The organism is Baekduia soli, from assembly GCF_007970665.1.
GTDB lineage: Bacteria > Actinomycetota > Thermoleophilia > Solirubrobacterales > Solirubrobacteraceae > Baekduia > Baekduia soli.
This window is the reverse complement of the sequence record NZ_CP042430.1, coordinates 1,141,522-1,162,521: the sequence shown is the minus strand read 5'-3', so window position 1 is coordinate 1,162,521 and position 21,000 is coordinate 1,141,522. Positions and strand designations below refer to the sequence as shown.

Annotated in this window: 24 protein-coding genes, 1 tRNA gene and 1 pseudogene; 10 read left to right on the top strand and 16 right to left on the bottom strand. The window is 74.3% G+C overall.

Annotation, left to right across the window (positions count from 1 at the left end; genetic code table 11):
- Positions 1–109: 109 nt before the first annotated feature.
- Positions 110–508, bottom strand: a complete 399-nt coding sequence (locus FSW04_RS05440) for a hypothetical protein (RefSeq protein WP_146917061.1) — start codon at positions 506–508, stop codon at positions 110–112.
- A 78-nt stretch (positions 509–586) separates the two neighbouring features.
- Positions 587–895: a hypothetical protein gene (locus FSW04_RS05435; RefSeq protein ID WP_146917059.1), complete on the bottom strand. Its 309-nt coding sequence runs from the start codon at positions 893–895 to the stop codon at positions 587–589.
- 60 nt (positions 896–955) lie between these two features.
- On the opposite strand from FSW04_RS05435, the gene FSW04_RS26800 reads away from it, so the two are divergent.
- Both FSW04_RS26800 and FSW04_RS05425 read left to right on the top strand, forming a co-directional pair.
- On the top strand, positions 956–1,702 hold the full coding sequence (locus FSW04_RS26800; protein WP_146917056.1) for a methylated-DNA--[protein]-cysteine S-methyltransferase: 747 nt from the start codon (positions 956–958) through the stop codon (positions 1,700–1,702).
- A 37-nt stretch (positions 1,703–1,739) separates the two neighbouring features.
- Positions 1,740–2,669 (top strand): lytic transglycosylase domain-containing protein, encoded by a 930-nt coding sequence (locus FSW04_RS05425; protein WP_146917054.1) that lies wholly within the window; start codon positions 1,740–1,742, stop codon positions 2,667–2,669.
- Positions 2,670–2,672: 3 nt separating this feature from the next.
- Here FSW04_RS05425 and FSW04_RS05420 read toward each other — a convergent pair whose 3' ends face one another.
- Both FSW04_RS05420 and FSW04_RS05415 read right to left on the bottom strand, forming a co-directional pair.
- A complete protein-coding gene (locus FSW04_RS05420) occupies positions 2,673–3,383 on the bottom strand; it encodes an alpha/beta fold hydrolase (RefSeq protein WP_146917052.1) in 711 nt (236 codons plus the stop codon).
- A complete protein-coding gene (locus tag FSW04_RS05415; protein WP_146917049.1) occupies positions 3,380–4,078 on the bottom strand; it encodes a hypothetical protein in 699 nt (232 codons plus the stop codon). Before FSW04_RS05415 ends, FSW04_RS05420 begins: the two co-directional genes overlap by 4 nt.
- A gap of 96 nt (positions 4,079–4,174) precedes the next feature.
- Here FSW04_RS05415 and FSW04_RS05410 point away from each other — a divergent pair, with 96 nt between their 5' ends.
- Positions 4,175–6,451: an NHL repeat-containing protein gene (locus FSW04_RS05410; RefSeq protein ID WP_146917047.1), complete on the top strand. Its 2,277-nt coding sequence runs from the start codon at positions 4,175–4,177 to the stop codon at positions 6,449–6,451.
- Between the two features lie 42 nt (positions 6,452–6,493).
- Positions 6,494–6,619, top strand: a complete 126-nt coding sequence (locus FSW04_RS27760) for a hypothetical protein (protein ID WP_267128287.1) — start codon at positions 6,494–6,496, stop codon at positions 6,617–6,619.
- Positions 6,620–6,762: 143 nt separating this feature from the next.
- On the opposite strand, the gene FSW04_RS05405 is transcribed toward FSW04_RS27760, so the two are convergent.
- From FSW04_RS05405 to FSW04_RS05390, 4 genes are all read right to left on the bottom strand, one after another.
- On the bottom strand, positions 6,763–7,227 hold the full coding sequence (locus tag FSW04_RS05405; protein ID WP_146917044.1) for an aminoacyl-tRNA deacylase: 465 nt from the start codon (positions 7,225–7,227) through the stop codon (positions 6,763–6,765).
- Between the two features lie 1,806 nt (positions 7,228–9,033).
- Positions 9,034–11,259: a catalase/peroxidase HPI gene (gene katG, locus FSW04_RS05400; protein WP_146917042.1), complete on the bottom strand. Its 2,226-nt coding sequence runs from the start codon at positions 11,257–11,259 to the stop codon at positions 9,034–9,036.
- Positions 11,260–11,289: 30 nt separating this feature from the next.
- Complete coding sequence (locus tag FSW04_RS05395; protein WP_146917040.1) at positions 11,290–11,712, bottom strand: Fur family transcriptional regulator; 423 nt, start codon at positions 11,710–11,712, stop codon at positions 11,290–11,292.
- Positions 11,713–11,776: 64 nt separating this feature from the next.
- Entirely contained in the window at positions 11,777–12,415 is a 639-nt protein-coding gene (locus tag FSW04_RS05390; RefSeq protein ID WP_146917037.1) for a LysE family translocator, read from the bottom strand.
- Between the two features lie 186 nt (positions 12,416–12,601).
- Here FSW04_RS05390 and FSW04_RS25685 point away from each other — a divergent pair, with 186 nt between their 5' ends.
- A complete protein-coding gene (locus FSW04_RS25685; protein WP_187369271.1) occupies positions 12,602–12,757 on the top strand; it encodes a hypothetical protein in 156 nt (51 codons plus the stop codon).
- 11 nt (positions 12,758–12,768) lie between these two features.
- Here FSW04_RS25685 and FSW04_RS05385 read toward each other — a convergent pair whose 3' ends face one another.
- From FSW04_RS05385 to FSW04_RS05375, 3 genes are all read right to left on the bottom strand, one after another.
- A complete protein-coding gene (locus FSW04_RS05385) occupies positions 12,769–13,173 on the bottom strand; it encodes a pyridoxamine 5'-phosphate oxidase family protein (protein ID WP_146917035.1) in 405 nt (134 codons plus the stop codon).
- A gap of 83 nt (positions 13,174–13,256) precedes the next feature.
- On the bottom strand, positions 13,257–13,463 hold the full coding sequence (locus FSW04_RS05380; RefSeq protein WP_146917033.1) for a ferredoxin: 207 nt from the start codon (positions 13,461–13,463) through the stop codon (positions 13,257–13,259).
- Positions 13,460–13,621 (bottom strand): oxidoreductase C-terminal domain-containing protein, encoded by a 162-nt coding sequence (locus FSW04_RS05375; RefSeq protein ID WP_146917031.1) that lies wholly within the window; start codon positions 13,619–13,621, stop codon positions 13,460–13,462. The genes FSW04_RS05380 and FSW04_RS05375 overlap by 4 nt, the downstream gene beginning before the upstream one ends.
- A 170-nt stretch (positions 13,622–13,791) precedes the next feature.
- Here FSW04_RS05375 and FSW04_RS05370 point away from each other — a divergent pair, with 170 nt between their 5' ends.
- Complete coding sequence (locus tag FSW04_RS05370; RefSeq protein ID WP_187369270.1) at positions 13,792–14,787, top strand: universal stress protein; 996 nt, start codon at positions 13,792–13,794, stop codon at positions 14,785–14,787.
- Positions 14,697–14,888: a DUF5661 family protein gene (locus FSW04_RS26795; RefSeq protein ID WP_228431198.1), complete on the top strand. Its 192-nt coding sequence runs from the start codon at positions 14,697–14,699 to the stop codon at positions 14,886–14,888. Before FSW04_RS05370 ends, FSW04_RS26795 begins: the two co-directional genes overlap by 91 nt.
- 32 nt (positions 14,889–14,920) lie before the next feature.
- Here the strand turns inward: FSW04_RS26795 and FSW04_RS05360 are convergent, their stop codons facing one another.
- A complete protein-coding gene (locus FSW04_RS05360) occupies positions 14,921–15,793 on the bottom strand; it encodes a YihY/virulence factor BrkB family protein (RefSeq protein ID WP_187369269.1) in 873 nt (290 codons plus the stop codon).
- A gap of 294 nt (positions 15,794–16,087) precedes the next feature.
- On the opposite strand from FSW04_RS05360, the gene FSW04_RS05355 reads away from it, so the two are divergent.
- A complete protein-coding gene (locus FSW04_RS05355; protein ID WP_146917024.1) occupies positions 16,088–16,906 on the top strand; it encodes a COG4705 family protein in 819 nt (272 codons plus the stop codon).
- Positions 16,903–17,331 (top strand): hypothetical protein, encoded by a 429-nt coding sequence (locus FSW04_RS26790; RefSeq protein WP_228430915.1) that lies wholly within the window; start codon positions 16,903–16,905, stop codon positions 17,329–17,331. The genes FSW04_RS05355 and FSW04_RS26790 overlap by 4 nt, the downstream gene beginning before the upstream one ends.
- A gap of 189 nt (positions 17,332–17,520) precedes the next feature.
- Here FSW04_RS26790 and FSW04_RS28310 read toward each other — a convergent pair.
- Positions 17,521–17,586: pseudogene (locus FSW04_RS28310) on the bottom strand (hypothetical protein); the annotation flags it as partial.
- 348 nt (positions 17,587–17,934) lie between these two features.
- Here FSW04_RS28310 and FSW04_RS05345 point away from each other — a divergent pair.
- Complete coding sequence (locus tag FSW04_RS05345) at positions 17,935–18,279, top strand: hypothetical protein (protein WP_146917020.1); 345 nt, start codon at positions 17,935–17,937, stop codon at positions 18,277–18,279.
- 58 nt (positions 18,280–18,337) lie between these two features.
- Here FSW04_RS05345 and FSW04_RS05340 read toward each other — a convergent pair whose 3' ends face one another.
- From FSW04_RS05340 to FSW04_RS05330, 3 genes are all read right to left on the bottom strand, one after another.
- A complete protein-coding gene (locus tag FSW04_RS05340; RefSeq protein ID WP_187369268.1) occupies positions 18,338–19,387 on the bottom strand; it encodes a HAMP domain-containing sensor histidine kinase in 1,050 nt (349 codons plus the stop codon).
- Between the two features lie 421 nt (positions 19,388–19,808).
- Positions 19,809–20,510: a response regulator transcription factor gene (locus FSW04_RS05335; protein WP_228430913.1), complete on the bottom strand. Its 702-nt coding sequence runs from the start codon at positions 20,508–20,510 to the stop codon at positions 19,809–19,811.
- A gap of 315 nt (positions 20,511–20,825) precedes the next feature.
- A tRNA-Asp gene (locus FSW04_RS05330) sits at positions 20,826–20,899 on the bottom strand.
- Between the last annotated feature and the right edge of the window lie 101 nt (positions 20,900–21,000).

Sequence of the window (21,000 nt, the reverse complement as noted above, 5' to 3'; positions counted from 1 at the left end):
CACGGCCAAAGGCCGGTACCCGGCGCGGAGCACCGTCAAACGGTGTGTGTCCGCCGAGGGGCCGGCGGCCGACGGCGCGTTCGTCGAGGCCGGGCCGGCCGCCTGGACGTCAGTCGTGCGGCGCGCGGCCCTCGAGCTCGTCGAGGCGGCGCGCGGCGTCCTCGGCGCGCTCGTCGTGGCGCTGCGCGGCGCCCTCGGCCCGGTGGAAGCGCTGCTCGAGGCGCTCGGCCTCCTCGGCGTGCGCGCGGGCCTCCTCCTCGTGGCGGCGCGCCTGGGCCTCGTGGTCCTCGGCGGCGCGGCGGTGCTCGCCGGCCTCGCCGGCGACCTCGCCGGCGCGCATCGCGTTGGCCTCGCGCTCCTGGCGATGGCCGGCCAGCTCGGTGGCGATCGCCTCGCGCTCGCGCGCGATGCGCCGGCGCTCGGCCTCGCGGCGCCGGGACGCCAGGACGACCACGCCCGCCAGGGCGACCAGGGCGAGCACCACCAGGACGATGATGAGGATGACCATGCCGGTGTCCTACCCAGCTGCGTCGCGTCCCTCGCGCGATCCACCACGGCCCGCGCACCGCTCGGACCCCCGGCGCGCTCAGCCGGCGGCGGGCGGCTCGGCCTCCTGCTCGGGGTCCTCCTCCGGCGCGCCCTCGCCGAGCGTCACGCGGCGCGGGATGCGCGCCGCGGTCGCGTCGAGGCGGTCCCGGACGGCCTTGGCGGCAGGCCCGACGACGGCGCGCTCGGCAGCCGACATCTCCGGCCAGCGCCCGCGGAGGGCCTCGAGGGCGTCGGCCGCCCGGTCCACCGCCTCGCGCGCCGCGTCGTGGGCCTCCTCCTCGAGGGCCTCCTCGGCGAGCGTGATCTGGTGGCCGGCGTCGGCCGCGAGCTTGAGCAGGGCATCCATGACGTGCCCGATGCTACGCAGCGATCTCACGTCTCCGTGCGACGCGGCGTTCCGACTTCCATGCGGACCTACACCCTGATCGGCGCCGACGGCGCCCCCCACGCGAGCGCGGAGCCCGGGACCCTGGGCGGCCACCGCCGCAGCCGGATCTACGGCACGCTGGACTGCCCCGGCGCGGCGCGCGCCATCGCCCGCGGCGGCTACGTCGCCGACCGCGTGTTCTTCGCCGACGCGGCGACCGCGGTCGCCGCGGGCTACCGGCCCTGCGCCACCTGCCTGCCCGCGGCCCACCGCGCCTGGCGCGCGCAGGACGCCGGCCGCGTGCTCGTGCACGCCCGGGCGGCGACCCCCATCGGCGACGTCCTGCTCGTCGCCGACGAGGCGGCCGGGGCGCTGTGCGAGATCCGCTTCGACGCGGCCGCGGTGCCCGGCGGCTCGCGGCCGGGCCGCGGCGGCGTGCTGGCCGAGGCCGCCGCGCAGCTGGCCGCCTACACGGCCGGCACGGCGACGACCTTCGACCTGCCGCTGGCGCCCGCGGGCGGCGGCCCGTTCGAGCGCCGCGTCTGGGCGCACGTCGCCACCGTGGGGCACGGCGCCACCACGACCTACGGCGCGATCGCCGCGGCGCTCGGCCGCCCGGGCGCGGCCCGCGCGGTCGGCGCCGCCAACGCGCGCAACCCGCTGCCGATCGTCGTCCCGTGCCACCGCGTGATCGGCGCCCAGGGCGCGCTGACCGGCTACGCGGGCGGCCTGGCGGCCAAGCGCACGCTGCTGGCCCACGAGGGCGCGCTGCCGGCCGCCGCGTGAGCACGGGCGGCCGGTCTATCCTCGGGGCCGCCGCCCCGTGACCGAGCCGCCCCGCCTCCCCACCCCGTCGCACGAGCGCTGGCCGCTGGTCGTGGCGCTGCTCGCCCTCCTGGCCGGGGCCGGCCTGCTCGGGCTCGCGCTGGCCGGCGGCCAAGGGCGGGCGCGCGCCGCCAACCCGCCGGCCGCCCCGGCGATCGTCGTGGCGACGCCCACGCCGGCGCCCGCCGCGGCTGCGCCGGCACCGATCATGCGTGCCCCCGCGCCGACGGCGACCGAGCGCACGGGCGACGAGCGGCGCTTCACGGCCAACGAACGCGCGCACGTGCCGGCCGCCTGGGTCTCGGGGTTCTACGACATCTACGCGCAGGCCCAGCGGACGTTCGGCGTCAACTGGCTGCTGATCGCCTCGGTGCACAAGCAGGAGACCGCGTTCTCCACGCACCCGACGACCTATCACGGGCTGAACTTCGCCCGCTGCTGCGCCGGCCCGATGCAGTTCAACGTCACGAACCGGACCGCCGGGACCGGGTCGACGTGGGCGCGCTACCGCGATGCCGGCGCCCCGGCGCAGCGCCCGGCCGCCTACCCGCACGCGACGACGCGGCACCCGTCGGTCTACGACGACTACGACGCGATCATGGCCGCGGCGGCGCTGCTGCGCGACAGCGGCGCCGGGCCGCAGCTCGACGCGTCGGCCTGGCGCGCGGCCTACGACTACTACGGCCACGACCTGACCGGCGTGTCCTACGCCGACGAGGTCCTGGCGCGTGCGATCGGCTGGGGCCAGCGGCGCTTCTGCATCAACTGCGGGACCGACCCGGGGCTGCTCGGCGCCGTCGACGCCGCGTGGGGCGCGCCTCTCCGCGCCGAGGTCACCGCGGCGGCGGCCGCCGCGCAGCGGCGCAAGGAGCGCGACGCGCGACGGACCTCCGACCCGACGGCGCTGGCCGCCCGCGCCAAGGGCTGAGGGCTACTCGGCCGGGGTGCCCGGGGCCGGCAGCGCGCCGCCCTCGCGGGCCAGCTCGACGAGCAGGGCCGCCAGCTCCCGCGGCGCCTCGAGCATCGGGAAGTGGCCCCAGTCGCGCTCCACGGGCACCACCCCGAGCACGTTGCGCGCCGCCCACCGCGACCACGCCGGCTCGAACATCTCGTCGGCGCTGGACACGACCATCGCCGACGGCACCTCGGGCGGCACCGCCGCCGGGTGCGGCGCGCGCCAGATCTGCGCCTGCGGGCGCAGCCGCTGCGCGGTGGCGTGCGCCAGCGCGGGCTCCACCCGGCCGTACAGCTCGGCCTCCGCGCGCTCGCGCGGCCACACCGTGCGGTCCAGCTCGTCGCGCGGCAGGCCGGCGGCCGGCCGGAAGACGTCCGGGCCGCCGGGCGGCCCGCGGAACCCGCTCAGCCGTGGGCACAGGTAGACGAGCAGCCCGACGTCGATGAGCTCGGGCAGCGCGGCGATGACCGCCGAGGACAGCGAGTGGCCCACGACGACGGGCGGCTCGTCGGCCTCGGGCATGGCCTCGGCGACGACCCGCGCGTAGTCCGCGAAGCCCGCCGCGGGCTCGGAGACCGGCAGCTCGGGCGCGATCGCCACGTGGCCGGCGGCCTCCAGCGCGGCCACGACGGCGTCCCAGCACGCAGCGTCGTGCCAGGCCCCGTGGACGAGGACGAACGTGGTCATGCGGCCACCGCCCGGGCGTGCAGCGGCGCTCGGCCGCGGCGGCCTGCGTCGGCCAGGAGCTCCATCGCGCGCAGGCAGTAGACGATGCGCTGGGCGAGCATGACCCGACAGCCCAGGGCCGTGGCCAGCTCGCGCGTGGTGAACGTGCCGGCGCCGGCGCCGAGGCCCGCGGGCAGCAGCGCCGCGACGTCGGCCGGCCCGGCCAGCTCGACGCAGCCCATGACCTCCACCAGGCGGCGCTGCCCGGGGTCGCGGCGGCGGCGCCCCGACCGCGAGCGGCGCGCCTCGGGCGCGCGGACGTGGTCCTCGCGGCACAGCAGCACGTCGATCGCCAGGTTCGGGTGCGCGAGCAGCGAGGGGAAGGAGACGAGCCGGTCGAACACGTCGAGGACGTCGCCGCGCCGCGGCGAGCGGCGCGCCGAGAGGACCTCGCCGTGCTCGTCGACGCGCACGATGCGCCGCTCGGCGGCGACCGGGTGCACGATCCGCATGCGGTGGCCGTCCAGCAGCGCGTCGAGCTTGGCCCCCAGCGGCCCGAACCCGCCCGTCTGGATCTCCACGAGCTCGCCGTCGGCCCGGACGAGGTCGATGACGAAGCCCGCCAGCGGGACCTCGGCGCGGTCGCCCGGCCGCGCGTACAGGTCCTTGACGGCTGCGTGCAGCGGCCCCTCGCGCAGGACACCGATCCCGGTCACCGCCCGCGAATCTACCGGTCGGGCCCCGCGGTCCGCCGACGTGGGCCCCGTCGTGCAGGACCGCGACTTCGCCTCCTCACGGTGTTGGGAACCTCGATGCCGCGCCTGCGACCCCTCCCCGCCCTCGTCCTGACCACCCTCCTGCTCGGTGGCCTGACCGCCGCCGGGGCCGCCCCGGCACAGGCCGACTGCCCGGGCGCGGGCCCGACGTGCCCGTACACGGGCGTGGTCCAGACGGGCCAGCGCGGCGGCGGCGTGCTGCGCTTCCCGCAGGCCGTGGCGATCGGCCCCGACGGCAGCGTCTACGTCGGCGACCAGGGCTCGCACGCCATCCAGGTCTTCGCCCCCGACGGCACGCCGCTGCGCGACATCGGCGCCGCGGGCACCCGCCCGGGCGAGCTCAGCGCCGTCGGGGCCGTCGGCGTGGCCGGCGACGGCACGCTCCTCGTCGCCGACGGCGGCACGAACCGGATCGTGCGCTTCGGCGCCGACGGCGGCCTGCTGGGCAGCTTCGGCGGCAGCGGCACCGATCTCGGGCGCTTCCGCTTCGGCGCCGGCGGCGGCAACGATGCCGCGGCCGGCGGCGGCCTGGCGGTCTCGGGTGACGTCCTGTACATCGCCGACACGGGCAACGACCGCGTCGTGCGCTTCGACACCTCCGGCGGCCACGGCGCCGAGATCGTGCCGCCGGGCACGCTGGCCAACCCGCGCGGTGTCGCGGTGCGCGGCACGCGGATGCTCGTCGCCGACGACCAGCACCACCGCGTGGCGGCGTTTGACACCGGCGGCCACCTGCTGTCGTCGATCGGCAGCGGCCAGGGCGCCGGCCCCGGCCAGCTCAACTTCCCCTACGCCGTGGCGCTGGACCCGCAGGGCCGGCTGTTCGTCGCCGACGACCTCAACCAGCGCATCGTGCGCTTCAGCACCCCGGCGACCGGCTACCGCTACAAGGCGCGCTGGGGCTCCTACGGCACGGGTCCGGGCCAGCTGGCCTACCCGCGCGGGATCGCCGCGGCCGCCAACGGCGAGGTCTACGTCGCCAACACCGGCAACGACCGCATCGACGTCTTCGACGCCAGCGGCACGCTGCGGCGCTCCTTCGGCACGTCGGGGCGCGGCACGGGCCAGTTCGACGCGCCCCAGGGCGTGTCGACCGACGCCTCGGGCGTCCGGGCCGTGGCCGACGCCGTCAACGGCCGCGTGCAGCTCATCAACCCCGACGGGACGATCGCCTCGATCTGGGGCTCCCCCAACCCGGGCCCGACGCTCCTGCCCGACCCGGTCGCCGTCGCGTTCGACGCCGGCGGCAACGGCTTCGTCCTGGACGCCAGGCGCAGCCGCATCGTCGTGTTCGACCGCGCGACGGCCCAGTCGACCCGCACCATCGGCTCGGAGGGCACGGGCCCGGGCCAGCTCCTGGCGCCCTCGGCGCTGGCCATCGACGCGAGCGGCACGATCTCGGTGGCCGACACGGGCAACGGGCGCATCGCGCGCTTCGCGCCCGACGGCGGCTACCTCGGCTCCGTGCCGACCGACGCGCCGCCCCGCGGGATCGCCGTCACCGGCGACGGCGCGCGCACCTACGTCGCCGACAGCGCCAACCACATCGAGGTCTTCGACGCCTCCGGGCGCCAGGTCGGCGACTTCGGCGGCACGGGCAGCAAGCTCGGCAAGCTCAACGCGCCGGCCCAGCTGGCCCTGGACCCTGCGGGCAACCTCTGGGTCGCCGACCGCGGCAACAACCGCGTCCAGCAGTTCGGCCCCGGGGGCGAGCGCCTGCTCACGCTGGGCTCGCGCGGCATCGCCCCGGGCGAGCTCGTCCACCCCACGGGCGTCAGCGTGGACTGCAACGGCGTGCTGACGGTGACCGACACCGACAACAACCGCGTCCAGACGTTCACGCTGGCCAACCCGACCCCCGGCGTGCTGTGCACGCCGCTGCCCGCGCCCGCCCCGCCGCCGGCCCTGAAGTACCCGACGCTGCCCGAGCCGCTGGGCCCCGTGCTGACCGTCCGGGCGCTGCGCACGGGCGGCCTGCTCACGACGCGCACCCTGCCCGTGCGCGTGGGCTGCGACACGACGTGCACGCTGACGGCATCGGCGAGCATCGTGCAGCGCGGGACGCCGACCACGGGCAAGGGCCGCAGGAAGCGCCGCCTCAGGCCGGTGTCGGTCGACCTCGCGGTCCAGAAGCTCGTGATCCCCGCGGGCACGTCGAAGATCGTGCGGCTGAGGATCAGCCGCACCGCCGTCGCACGGCTGCGCAAGGGCCTGCAGGGCCGCCGCGGCCTCGACGTGACGCTGCGCCTGGACGCCACGGCCGCGGCCGGCCAGCCCACGAGCCAGACGTCGCGGCTGCGCGCCACGGCCTGAGCCGCCGGGCGCGCGGCTCACCCCGCGGTTCAGCAGCGCCGCGTGGACGAGGTCGTCGAGCAGCGGGTCGACGGCGGCGTGCGCGTCGCCGGGCGCCAGCGCGGCGGGCACCGCCTCGAGGTCGCTGAACGGCACGACCCTCGTCGTCAGCCCCGGGTCGACGGGTGACCCGACGGTGCCCGGCTTGGCCACGACCCGGCCGTCGCCGTCGAGCACGGCGACCGTCTCGTCCACGGTGCCGTCGTAGGACCGCAGGAACACGAGGACCTTGTCGCGGCGCCGCACCTGCGGCACATGCGCAGGATCAAGCGTCAGGTGCGGCGCAGGGTGCGCACGTCGGCGCCCGTGAGCTCGACGAGGTCGGCGGGCGACAGCTCGATCTCCAGGCCGCGCCGGCCCGCGCTGACGAACACGGTGTCGTGGCGCAGCGCGGTGTCGTCGACGTGCGTGGGCAGGCGGCGGCGCTGGCCGAGCGGGCTGATGCCGCCCGCGACGTAGCCCGTGACGCGCTCGGCGCGGCCGACGTCGGCCATCACCGCGCGCTTGCCGACCGCGCGGAGGTCGAGCTGGTCGGCCGCGCCGACGATGCACACCTCCAGCGCGTCGCCGACGGCCACGACCAGCGTCTTGAACACGCGGGCGGGGTCGAGCCCGAGCGCCTCGGCGGCCTCCCCGGCGTAGGAGGCCGCACGCGGGTCGTGGCGGTACTCGTGCACGGTGAACGCGATCCCCGCGTCCCGGGCCGCACGCGTCGCCGGGGTCTGGAGGGCGGCCATGGGCCGACCCTAGCGCCGCGGTGTGCGCCGGAGGACCAGCGACCCCTCCATCCCCGAGGACCGCCGCCGCGAGCTGGTCGGCGAGCTCATGTGGCGCAAGCCACAGCAGCCCGCGCGCGAACGGCACGCGCTCCCGGGGCGGCACGAGCACCCGGTCGGCGACGATCGTCTCCGGGGGGGTGGAGGACGATGTCGTCCCACGGCACCGCGGGAAACCCGACGCCCTCCAGCCCGGCCGGCAGGAGCGAGAACACCAGGCCGGTGATCGCCGGGTACGGCGTGGCGGTGCCGCGCAGCGCGACCAGGACGCGCCCCTCGACCGCCCGCGCGGAGGCCACGCCGCAGGCCAGCGGCGCCGCGGCGGCCGGGACGTTGGACTCGACGGTGAAGCAGCCGAGGACGTCTGCCGCCCCGCGCGGGGGATACTCGTCGCGTGGGATCCGAGCCGGGCACCCGTGAGGCACAGGACGACGTCGCCGCGGCCGCCGACCGGCCGGTGCGCCCGCCCGTCCCCGGCACCGACCCCGGCGCCGCGCGGCTGCTGGCGCTGCAGTCGGCCATCGGCAACGCATCCGTCGCCCGCCTGGCCGCCGCGGGCCGCCTGGACGCCGCCGGCCGTCCCGTCCTCGCGCGGGACCCCGCCCCGGCGGCCGGGACCGCGGCGGCGCCGGCCGCGCCCACGCGCGCTTCGCGGCGCGGGCTGGCCCGCGGCTTCTGGGGCCGCGTCTGGGGCGGCATCAAGAGCGTCGGCACGACGGTCGGCGGTGCGGTCAAGGGCGCCGCGGTCGCCGTCGGCGGCGCGGTCAAGGACGCGGCGGTGGCCGTCGGCGGGGCGGTCGCCGGCGCCGCCCGCAGCGTCTGGGACGGCGCGCGGGCGGCGGGCCAGTGGGCGGTGGACTGGCTCTCGACGGCGAGCCGCGCGGTGTGGGACGCGCTGACGTGGTTCGGCGCGGGCGCCTGGACGATCATCAAGGCGATCGGGACCCGGCTGTGGGAGAAGCTGTCCCTGCTGGGCTCGTTGTGCTGGGACGTCATCCGCTTCTTCCCGCTGCGGGTGTGGCGGCTGATCGTCCAGGGCTGGGACGTGATCCCCGGGCTGATCGGCTGGCTCTACAAGGGCATCAAGAACGGTGCCTCCTGGGCGTGGGTGTGGTCGGGCTTCAGGCAGGGCCTCAGCTGGTTCATCGAGGTCGCGATCCAGATGCTCGAGCTCTTCGGCATCAGCGACGCCCTGCAGTTCGTGTGGGGCCTGGTCTTCCACACCCGGCCGCTGACCGACGACGAGGTCGCGGCGTCCGAGCTCGTCCACGGCAAGGGCCTCATCCCCTACTGGCAGGTCCGCGTCGACGAGGGCTCCTACATGGTCAAGCTCGGCAGGTGGCTCAACCACTTCAAGGACCCGACGGCCACCGAGCGGGCCATCACGACGATGCACATCATCCAGGCGCCGAAGGGCATCGACCTGGAGACCACCGTGCACGAGCTCACCCACGTCGCGCAGTACGGCATCGTCGGGGCGGTCTACATGCCCCAGGCGCTGCACGGGCAGGCCAGCGACATGGGCTATGACTACGGCGACCTCGCCAAGGCCCGAGCGGACGGCCGGCGCTACCGGGACTTCAACCGCGAGCAGCAGGCCCAGATGGCCGAGGACTACTACGTCGTGAAGACGACCGGGAGCCCGGGACCTACCACGCGACGGAGGCCGACCTCGAGCCGTTCATCGCCGAGCTGCGCCAGGGCGCGTTCTGAGGAGGGTGCCCGGACCGGCCGGCCGACGGCGGCGCGGCCGGCCCGGACCGGGCCTCAGCGCAGGTCGAAGCGGTCCAGGTTCATCACCTTGACCCAGGCCGCCACGAAGTCGGCCACGAACTTGGCGCCGGCGTCGTCGCTGGCGTACACCTCGGCCAGCGCGCGCAGTTCGGAGTTGGAGCCGAACACCAGGTCGACGCGGCTGCCGGTCCAGCGGACCTCGCCCGTGGCGGGGTCGACGCCCTCGTACGTGTCGCCGGAGGCGGGCCGCCACGTCGTCCCGAGGTCGAGCAGGTTGACGAAGAAGTCGTTCGTCAGCGCCTCGGGGTTCGTCGTCAGCACGCCGAGCGGAGACCCGCCCGTGTTGGCGCCCAGCACGCGCAGGCCGCCGACCAGGACGGTCATCTCCGGCGCGCTGAGCGTGAGCAGGTTCGCCCGGTCGATGAGCAGATACTCGGCCGAGAGCTCGTGCTCGCCGCGCGCGTAGTTGCGGAAGCCGTCGACGGTCGGCTCCAGCGCGGCGAAGGACTCCACGTCGGTCAGCTCCTGCGTGGCGTCGGCGCGACCGGGGGTGAACGGGACGCTGACGACGTGCCCCGCGTTCTCCGCGGCGCGCTCCACCGCCGCCGAGCCGGCCAGGACGATGAGGTCGGCCAGCGAGACCTGGCGGCCCCCGGCCGCGGCGGTGTTGAACGCCGTCCGGATCCCCTCGAGCGTGCTCAGCACGGTCGCCAGCTGCGCCGGGTCGTTGACCTCCCAGTCCTTCTGGGGCTCCAGGCGGATCCGCGCGCCGTTGGCGCCGCCGCGCTTGTCGCTGCCGCGGAAGGTCGAGGCCGACGCCCACGCCGCCGACACGAGCTGGGCGATCGACAGCCCCGACTCGAGGATCTGGGCCTTGAGCGCGGCGGCGTCCTCGGCGTCGATGAGCTCGTGGTCGACCTCGGGGATCGGGTCCTGCCACAGCAGGGTCTCCTGCGGGACCTCCGGGCCGAGGTAGCGGGCCACGGGTCCCATGTCGCGGTGCGTCAGCTTGAACCAGGCCCGCGCGAACGCGTCGGCGAGCTCGTCGGGGTGCTCGTGGAAGCGCCGCGAGATCGGCTCGTAGATCGGGTCGAACCGCAGGGAGAGGTCGGTCGTCAGCATCGTCGGCGGACGCCGGTCGTCGGGGTCGATCGGCCCGGGGATCGTGCCGGCGCCGGCGCCGTCCTTGGCCTGCCACTGGTGCGCGCCGGCCGGGCTCTTGGTCAGCTCCCACTCGTAGCCGAACAGGTTGTCGAAGAAGCCGCCGCCCCACTTGGTGGGCGTCGTCGTCCACACGACCTCCAGGCCGCTGGTGATGGTGTCGGCGCCCTTGCCGCTGCCGAAGCTGTTGCGCCACCCCAGGCCCTGCTCCTCGAGCGGGGCGGCCTCGGGCTCGGGCCCGACATAGGCGTCGGGGTCGGCCGCGCCGTGGGTCTTGCCGAACGTGTGCCCGCCGGCGATGAGCGCGACGGTCTCCTCGTCGTCCATCGCCATGCGCCGGAACGTCTCGCGGATGTCCTTGGCCGCGGCGACCGGGTCCGGCGTGCCGTTGGGGCCCTCGGGGTTGACGTAGATCAGGCCCATCTGGACGGCGCCGAACGGATCCTCGAGCTGGCGGTCGCCGTGGTAGCGCGCGTCGCCCAGCCAGGTGGTCTCCGGGCCCCAGTAGACGTCCTCGTCGGGCTCCCACACGTCCTCACGGCCGCCGGCGAAGCCGAACGTCTGCAGGCCCATGGACTCCAGCGCGACGTTGCCGGCCAGGACCAGCAGGTCCGCCCACGACAGGCTCTGCCCGTACTTGCGCTTGACCGGCCACAGGAGCCGGCGCGCCTTGTCGAGGTTGCCGTTGTCGGGCCAGCTGTTCAGCGGGGCGAAGCGTTGCTGGCCGGCCCCGGCGCCGCCGCGGCCGTCGCTGATGCGGTAGGTGCCGGCGCTGTGCCAGGCCATCCGGACCATGAAGGGCCCGTAGTGGCCGTAGTCGGCGGGCCACCAGTCCTGCGAGGTCGTCAGCACGTCCTCGATGTCGCGCTTGACCTCGCCGAGGTCAAGCGCCTCGAACGCCGCGGCGTAGTCGAACGCCTCGCCGAGCGGGTTGGCCACGGCCGGGTTCTTGGCCAGGATCTTCAGGTTGAGGCGGTCCGGCCACCAGCCGCGGTTGCCTCCTCCCTGGGTCGGGTGCGGGGCGCGCCCGTGGGCGACGGGGCACCCACCGGACTCTTCGTTCATCTCGCCGACGACGGCGTCGGGGCTATCAGACACAGGGATTCCTTCCGGGACCGGACATTGGATTCAGGGGGCCGAGCACGAGGAGCAGACGCCCCAGTAGATGACCTCGGCCTCGTCGATCGTGTAGCCGTGCCCGTCGGTGACGGTCAGGCACGGCGACGTGCCGGCGGCGCAGTCGACGTCGGCGATGGCGCCGCAGGACCGGCAGACGACGTGGTGGTGGTTGTCGCCGACCCGTGACTCGTACCGCGCCACGGAGCCCGGCGGGTGGATGCGGCGTACCAGCCCGGCGTCGGTCAGCGCCCGCAGCACGTCGTAGACGGCCTGCTGGGACACCTCGCCGAGGCGATCGCGCACGCGACCGATGATCGTGTTCGTGTCGGCGTGCGGTTGGTCGTGCACCACGGCCAGGACGGCCAGCCGCGGGCGCGTGACCCGCAGGGAGGCCCCGCGGAGCGCGCGCTCGTGGTCGGTGGTGGCCGGCACGGGCCGCACTCTCCCACAGAATCTGGAAAGGGTCCAGATTGGCGGCGTCTTCCGGCAGCCGGCGTCAGCGCGAGCGCTCGACGAGCAGCCGCACGCCGAATGCCCCGAGCGCCGTGCCCATGAGCAGCCGCTGGGCGCGGGCCAGCGCCGGGCGGCGCGCCAGGAGCATGGCCAGCGCGCCGGCGAGCAGGACGAACACGCCGTTGAACGTGACGGCGATGACGATCTGGATCGCGCCCAGGACGAAGGACTGCAGGGCCACGCTCCCGCGGTCGGCGTCGACGAACTGCGGCAGCAGCGAGACGTAGAGCACCGCGATCTTGGGGTTGAGCAGGTTGGTCAGCAGGCCCATGCCGATGAGCCGCCGCGGCGGGTCGACCGACAGCTCGCGGACCGTGAAGATCGGAGGCGCGCCGGGGCGCAGCACGCCCCAGGCCAGCCACAGCAGGTACGCGGCGCCCGCGATGCGCAGCGCGGTGTAGGCCGTGGGGACCGACGTGAAGATCGCCGTGATGCCCAGCGTGGCCGCCGCGAGGTAGACCAGGAAGCCCAGCGCGGTGCCGATCAGCGAGATGAGCCCGGCGCGCCGGCCCTGCGTCAGCGACCGCGACACCAGGTAGAGCATGTTCGGGCCGGGGGTGAGCACCAGCCCGAAGGCGATGAGCGCGATCCCGAGCGCGGCGGACGGGGAGACGGCGTCCATGAGTTCATGGTCGCAGGCCCGGGCGCCATGCCCGGTCCGGATCTGGGCCGACCTGCCGCGACCAGCCCAGCGCCGCGAGGTTCAGCGGAGCAGGCACGCCGGCCACATCGGTGTGGTCGAGCGCCGCGGTCACGGCGGCCGTGGCGTTCGACCCGTCGCTCGCGATCACCGGGCGCCCCCAAGGACATGGGGCGCGTCAAGGCGCCGTCGCTGCGCAACGTCGCGCTGACCGACCGCGACGAGGCCGACCTGGTCGCGTTCCGCGAGGGCCTCACCGACCGCTCGGTGACCACCGGTCCCCGCTTCGCCGACCCGTTGGCCCGCGGGTCCGGGCACGGCTGAGGCGGGGTCGCCTAGGCCGGGCTGTCCTCGAACGGCAGCTCGGTGAGGCGCGAGCTCGCGACGTCGATGAGGTAGACCGTGTTGCCGCGCATCGGGAACGGCCGGCCGACGTACTTATGGGACATCGCGTCGACGATGGCGTCGGCCTCGTCGCCGGTGAGCGTGCCGACCACCCGGCCGCGCAGCATGCCGGTCCGGTACGGGTTGTCGCGGTCGATCATCGAGAGCGCCACGCGCGGGTCGCGCGCGATGTTGCGGCCCTTCAGCGACTGGGGGTTGTTGGTGAAGAAGATCGCCTGGTCGCCGCGGGTGTGGCCCCAGACCACCGTGCTGTGGGGCGAGCCGTCCTTCATGAGCGTCGAGAGGTGGACGAAGTTCACGCCCTCCAGCAGCGCGCGGACGCCGGGATCGAACATGCCCGGAATCTAACCTGCCGCGCACCACGCACCGTGTGATCATGGTCGGCGACGGCAGACGACGCGCCGGCGCTGGGCGCCGGCTAGGGGTAGATCGTTTCGCCACTGGTGCTGTCGACGACGGTGATGGCGGCCGACGGGCAGGCCTGGGCGGCCTTGAGGATCAGGTCGTCGGGACCGGTGCCGATGACGACGGCGATGTCGTCGACGCGGAAGACGTCGGGGGCGATGTCCTGGCAGTCGCCGTGGGCGGCGCAGGCCAGCTCGTCGATATGTGGGACGTAGGTCATGGGGTTGTCTCCAGGGCGTGCTGTTCGAGGGTCTGCTGGATGAGCCGGCGCATGCCGGGCAGCTCACGCGGGCGGCCGACGAGCAGGGCGGCCACCGGCCGGTCGCGGCGGTGCCAGACCGCCGTGAAGTCGCGTGCGGCCGGATCGCCGTCGAGCACGACGGCGTCGGCAAGCGGCGCGTAGCCGCGGTACTGGAGGAGCTCGGCGTCGAATCCAACTGCCCCCGTCGCGGCGCGGCCGCCCGCTCGATCTGGCTCCGTAGTTGCCCGCCGGGTCGGCGGGCGTTGTGCCGATGTGCGGGCACGCGGGGCTCGACAGGCTTCAGCGCATGTCGAACGCGATCACGCCGGAAGACCGACATCCGGAGCCTGTGGGCCGCCCGCTGCTCGTGTTGATCGGCGACGACGGCTCGCAGGAGGCTGCTGCGTCGACGGCCATCGGACTGCGTATCGCAGGACGCACCCATGGCACAGCGATGCTGCTGCACGCCGAAGGGGACCCAGCCGAGCACGATCGCTGGGAGCGTCATCTCGTCAACGCCGCCGACTACGCACCGGTCCACGCGGCGACGCGAACCATCCTCCAGCGGGGCGACCCCGCCGAGGTCATCCTGCGCGTCGCCGAGACCGAGGGCGCGGACCTGATCTGCGTGGGTGCCGCCGGCGTAGACCGGGGAGGCGTTTCGTCCGCGGTCGTCGAGCGCGCCCCGTGTCCCGTGCTCGTCTGCCGTCAGGGCGTCGAGATCTCACCCTCGCGCATCTCTGCCGTCGTGGTCGCCGTCGACCGTTCAGAGATCATGCCGGCTGCGATGCACCTGGCCGAGTTGCTCGCTGAGGTCTTCGATGCCACGGTGGTTGCGCCGGTACCGCCGACGCCCGAGTTGCGCGAATGGCAGGCCGACAGCGCGGCCTCGGACGAGGCCGTGACGCGCGGCGAGGCTGATCAGACGCTCGTCGACGCCGTCCAACGGCACGCGCCGGCCATCCTCATTCTCGACGGCGCGGACGTCGACAGCTCGACGGGACAGCTCCGACGCAGGACGCGGCGCATGCTGGCCACCGCCCCGTGCCCGGTGCTCGTGATCCCGCGTCGACGAGAGCCAGGGCCCGCGGCACGGCCGGCAGATGTTCCGGCAGCCGCGGAGAGCACGGCCGAGAGCCTGCCTTCACCCTGGAAGATGCCCGCCGGCTCGGTGAGATCATCGGCATCGACTGGACAGGGTCGAGGTTCGACATCGACGAGTTCCACATGGGCTTGCAGGTCGAGCTCGAGCACGGCCGTCGCGACCCGGAGACGAACGTCACCGACGACGACCGAACCCTGACCGCCAAGATCGCGCGTGCCCACATGAACGAGTTTCCGGACTACTACACCCGACTCGCTCGCATGGAGGCTGACGCCGAGCGCTTCTGGAAGCACCGATAGTCCCCCGGTCACGATCACACCACCAGAGCGCCTCAGCGTCTCGGGAGGTCCAGCGTCTCGCGCTCGGGCACGCCCTCGCCCAGTTGCTGCTCGCGCTCGATCTCGGCGTTGAGCTCGGCGCCGAGGAGCAGCGCGACGTTCGTCAGCCACAGCCAGACGACGAGGACGATCGCCCCGGCGAACCCCCCGTAGACCGCACCGACGTTGGCGACCCTGCCGAGGTAGACCGAGAACCCCGCCGAGGCGATCAGCCAGAGCGTCACGCCCACGGCCGCGCCCGGGGTCACCCAGCGGAACGAGCGCTGGCGGACATCCGGGGTGACGTAGTAGATGAAGGAGAACACGAGCATCGCGACGACCAGCGCGCCGGGCCAGCGGGCGAGGTTCCAGATCCGGGCGATCGTGTGGCCGAGGCCGAGGAAGCCGAGCAGGTCCTCGGCCAGGTGGCCGCCGACGAAGACCAGCACGAGGCTGACGAGCACCAGGGCCATCAACACCACGGTGCTGACGATGTCGATGGCCTTGCGCACGAGGAACCGCCGCCCGCCGTCGGCGTCGAAGACGACGTTGAGCGCACGGCGCGCGGCCTCGAGCGCCCCGGTCGTGCCGTACAGCGTGACCACCACGCTGATGGCCAGCGTCGTGGCGGCCGTGCCCTTCTGCTGCAGGGCGTTGCGCAGCGAGGTGTCCAGCGGCACCAAGGCCGACGCGGGGACGACGCCCCGCAGGTACCCGAGGATCGCGTCGTAGGTCTCCGGGTACTGGCCCACGAGGCCCAGGATCGAGACGGCGAGCAGCAGCGCCGGAAACAGCGACATCAGCGCGTAGTAGGTCAGCGCCGCGGCGTGATGGGTCATCTGGTCGTCGTAGAACGCCCGCGCCGTGCGCAGCAGGACGACCGGCACGGCACGACGCTTGCGCCGCGCGCTCATCGATGGGTCACGACCGCAGTGTCGCCGATGTCGGCTGCGCGGTCCCTCGCCAGGAGTGTCGCCCTCAGGAGCCCCGAAGGGGCCGTCCCGGCGCTCGGCGACGCCGATGCTCGTGCTCAGCCGCGGCTGCGTCCTCCGGACGGCTGGTGTCGTACGACACGATCACCCTGGGTCGTCGGTCCGCTCGACCCGAGCGTGAGCATCGGCGCAGACGCGCTCGACGCCCGTTCAGGAGGCGATCAGGCGCGGCGCGGGAGTCTGACGGCCATGAGCACCGCCACGCCACGGGCGTCGGACACGCGAGCCGGCCTGGTGGGCCGCAACATCCTCAACAAGGTCCCCGAGGTGACGGTGTACTTCTGGATCATCAAGATCCTGTGCACGACCGTCGGCGAGACGGGGGCCGACAACCTCTCGAGCAGGTACAACCTCAGCGACGCGACGCTGGCCTACTACACGGGGGCGGTGCTCGCCGTCGTCCTGGTCTTCGTCTTCGCGTTCCGGCGCTACATCCCCTTGTTCTACTGGGCCGGGATCGTCCTCATCAGCGTCGTCGGAACGCTGATCACCGACAACCTCGCCGACAACCACGGCGTGGCGCTGCACACGACGACGACGATCTTCGGGATCGCGACGATCGCGAGCTTCGCGGTGTGGTTCGCGGTGGAGCGCACGCTGTCGATCCACACGATCCTCACCCTGCGGCGCGAGCTCTTCTACTGGGTCACGGTGCTCTTCACCTTCGCCCTGGGCACCGCGGCGGGCGACTACATCGCCGAGGCCAGCGGCCTGGGCTACTGGAAGTCGATCCTGCTGTTCGGCGGGGCGATCGCGATCATCACCGTCGCGCACCTGCGCTTCGGCCTCAACGCGATCTTCGCGTTCTGGGCCGCCTACGTCCTGACGCGGCCGCTGGGCGCGTCGATCGGCGACTACCTGTCGCAGGCCAAGAAGGACGGCGGCCTGGCGCTGGGGACCAACACCACCAGCTACATCTTCCTCGGGACGATCCTCGCGCTCGTGCTGTACCTCACGGTCACGCGCGTCGACGAGTCGCCGCCCGACCCGGAGGCCCTCCCGGCATGAGCGAGCAGCCCGCGCGCGTCCTGGTCCTCGCCGACCGCAGCGCCGCCGACCCTGCCCTGCTGGACGCGATGCGCGCCCGTGCCGGCCGCGGCCCCGCGCAGTTCCGGGTGGTCGTGCCCAACCCGGCGCCGGCCGAGTGGCACCCGATGCACCCCGAGCGCCGCGACAAGGCCGCGGCGGCCGAGCAGGCGCTGAACGCGGCGCTGCCCGACATCGAGGCCGCCGCCGGCGGCCCGGTGATCGCGACCGTCTCCATCCGCCACGACCCGATGGACGTCGTCGACGCGGTGATGTTCCACGAGCCCATCGACGAGATCATCGTCTCGCAGGCCCCGCACCCGGTCGAGCGCTGGTTCCATGTCGACCTGCCCCACCGCCTGGCCCACCTCAAGCTCCCGATCACGGTCGTCGACGAGGCGCCCTGAACCCGGCGGGCTCCGCGCGGCATCGCCCCGTGGAAGCTGTTGCCCTGGCTGAGGTGGTCGGAGGCGTCGTCGCCCACGGCCGCGTGGCCCTGGGTTGCGGGCCAGGTGCTCGCCGAAGAAGACCGTGGCCGCCACCTCGCCGCGCGTGCGCGCGCCCGTCTTGTCGTAGATCGCCTCGGCGTGTTCGCTGACGGTGTGCGGTGAGATCGCCGGTCGCTCGGCGACCTGCGCGGTCGTGGCACCGCGCAGCAGCAACTGGGCGACCTTCTGCTCGGGCGCGGTGAGACCCTAGGCCTTCGGCAGCAGCGGAGCCACCGGCGTCGGATGCGCTCGCTGGATGAACACCGCGGCGCCCTGCTCGCCGAGCAGCGCGCCGTGCAGCACGAGCCACGTCCCCGCCACGGCTGGCGCAGTGTCGTGCGACCGCCGGAGCTGTCGGCCCCTCATCTCCCGGCCGGGCGACGGCGCGCGGCGCCTCGCCAACAGAGCAACCCCCAGAGCGCAACGTGGCGCAACACCCCGCGGCGCATGCTCACCACAACAACCCACGCAGCCTCGGCTGATGAGCGAAAGGAGTACATCATGAGGGGAATCGGTCGGTCGGTGGCAGCCATCGGCGTCATCACGGCCCTTCTGGCGGGAACCGGCGTCGGTGTGGCCGGCGCCGCCTCCGGCCATCACACGGCGGCGACCAAGGTGACCGCCCCGAAGACCAAGAGCACCGGAAGCTCGCGGGGCACGGCCACCAAGGCGCGCACCGAGGAGCGGGAGGCGCGCGCGATGACGGCGCGTGAGCGGCGTGGCCCCGGCTTCCCGCGCGAGGATCGCAACGAGTCCCGCGCCGTCCAGCGCAAGGAGCTGCGCAACCACGCCGAGGTCCGGGGTACGTCGGCCGCCACCACGCACAAGACCGCGCCCAAGACGAAGGGCACGGCCACGAAGCACTGACACCGATGTCGGGGCCCGCCGGTGCGGGCCCCGACATCGTCAGGGGACGCGCCCCGGCTCAGGCCGTCCGCGCAAGGTCCACAGACGCGGCGCCGACCGGCGGTTGCGGACCGACGGGCAACGCCAGCTCGAAGCGCGCGCCGCCACCCGGCCCGTCGGTCACGCGCAGATCCCCGCCCATGCGCCGGGCGAGCTCGCGCCCGATCGCCAGCCCCAGACCGAAGCCTGCCGCTCCCTGACCCGCGCTGCCGCGCTGGAAGCGCTCGAAGATCGTCTCGCGCTCCTCGGGTCGAACGCCGGGCCCGGAATCGGTCACCGACACCACGACCTCGTGGCCGCGAGACGCGATCTCCATGTTCACCGAGCCTCCTTCCGGCGTGTAGCGCAGCGCGTTCTCCACGAGTGTCCGCACGATGCGGGCCACGCCGACAGGGTCGGCCAGCGCATGGCCGCGTTCCTGCATCGCCGCCGGAGCCGTCGCCTCCAGACCCAATGCGAGCCGCCGCTCCCGCGCGCGCTCTGCGAACTCGGAGAGGACCGCTCGGCACGACTCCGCCACATCGACAGGCTCGCGCCGCAGCGCCACGTCGGCGTCGAGGCGCGACAGGTCCAGCAGGTCGCGGGCGAGAGCGGCGAGGCGCTCGGACTGCCGCCGCGCCCGGACCACCCCGTCCACCGCCTCGGCGAGGCGTGGAGGCTCCTGTCGCAGGTCGTCCTCGGTCAACTCGAGCACCGTGGCCAGCGAGGCGATCGGCGTGCGCAGTTCGTGCGAGGCGGTGGCCACGAAGGCGCGGCGCGCCTCCTCCTGGCGGCGCACGCGGCCCTGCATCGCCGCGAACGCGCGTGTCAGGGCGCCCACCTCGTCGCGGGCATCGTCGTGGGGCATGTCCTGCTCAAGGCCGCCCGCACCGACGCGTCCGACCGCGTCGTGCAGGCCGCGCAGCCGCCTCGAGAGCGTCGAGGCGATTCCCATGCCGACCAGCAGCGCGGCCGCCAGGCCGATCAGCGCGGCGATCGTGAAGGCGCGGCGCACGACGCCGGCCGCGCTCTGCGCGGTCTGGACGGGTTGGACCAACACCAACGCGCACCTGAGGTCGGCGATCGTCACCGGCGTGGCGACCTCGGCCACCGATCCGTCCGGCGACGACGTGACGCGGCGCACGGTGCGCGCGCTGCGCACGGCGTCGAGGGCGGGCGCGAGGACGGACGGCCCGGGACTGCTGTCGGCGAGCACCCGACCGCTGCCGGCGACGACCAGAGCCCGTGCGCCCGCGCGCCGCTCCAGAGCCTCCACGATCCGCCGCAGCGATGGGGATCCCGGGCGCGCCCCCGCTCGATCGATCTCGACGAACGACGTGCGCGCCGTCTGCGCGGTGGTGGTCAGCGACGCCAGCTGATCGGTGCGCAGACGCTGCTCGAGGGGCGGCAGGAGGAACAGCGCTGCGGCCAGCAGCGTCGCCGCGCTGGTCAGCAGCAGGCCTCCCACGAGGCGGGGACGCAGGCCTAGCGGGATGCTTAGCCGCATGCGCCTACGAGGGCCCGAGGCGGTAGCCGGCGCCGCGGACGGTGACGATGAGACTCGGCTCCTCGGGGCGCTCCTCGATCTTCTCGCGCAGGTGGCGGATGTGCACATCGATCGCCCGCGGGTCCCGATAGGCGCTGTCGCCCCAGATCGCCCGCAGGAGCTCCTCACGGCTGAACAGCCGGCCCGGCGCCGATATCAGCGCGTCGAGCACTTGGAACTGGGCGAAGGTCAGCCGGACCGGGCGCCCATCGAGGCGGAGCTCATGCTGCTGGCGGTCGAGCGTCAGTGGGCCGAACGACAGGACCTCCTCGCCCAGCGTGCGGGGGCCGGCGCGCCGCAGGACCGCGCGGATGCGGCTGCGCAGCTCGGCCAACCCGACGGGTTTGGCCACGTAGTCGTCGGCGCCGGCCTCCAGCCCGAGCACAGTGTCGGCCTCGGAGTCGAGGGCCGTGAGCATGATGATCGGGACGAAGTTGCGACGGCTGCGCAGCGTGCGGCACACCTCGTAGCCGTCCGGGCTCGAGCCGAGCGCCACGTCGAGCAGCGCGATGTCGAAGCGCTCGGTGCTGGCGCGGTCGATTGCGGCGCGGCCGTCGGCCACCGCGACGACCTCGTGTCCTTCGAGCATGAACGAGCGTTCCAGCGAACGGCGCAGATCGGGCTCGTCGTCGGCGATCAGGATGCGCAGCGCTCCGGCGGGGCTCACGACGCTGCTCCGTCCAAGACCGCGTCGGCGCGTTTCATGGCCAGGACGGTACGGACGACGCGGGCGTACGTCGTCCGCGCTCTCTACCACAGTGTCCCGTGGTTTCCCGCACGAGGTTGTCCCGCGCTGGGCTCTCTGCACTACCCGCTGACGGAACTCGACGGCCGAGGGCGCCAGCTCGCCGGCTCGAGCGAGCTCCGGCGGCCCGGCGATCGCGCTGTCGTCGAGGCGTCTGGACCACGACCGGGCCAGAAGTCACACGGGTCCGTGGCCGCGGTCGACCCGGACCCGCACGCGTGCAGGCACTCCGTGAAGCGGGAGCGACGGGACTCGAACCCGCGACCTCCGGCGTGACAGGCCGGCGCTCTAACCAACTGAGCTACGCCCCCGAGCGGATCGGGACGGTCATTATGGCAGCCCGCCGGCGGGCCCGTCGTTCGGCCGGCCTCGGCGTCGGCGGAAACTGGCTGGCCGGCCAGTCGGGCGCTAC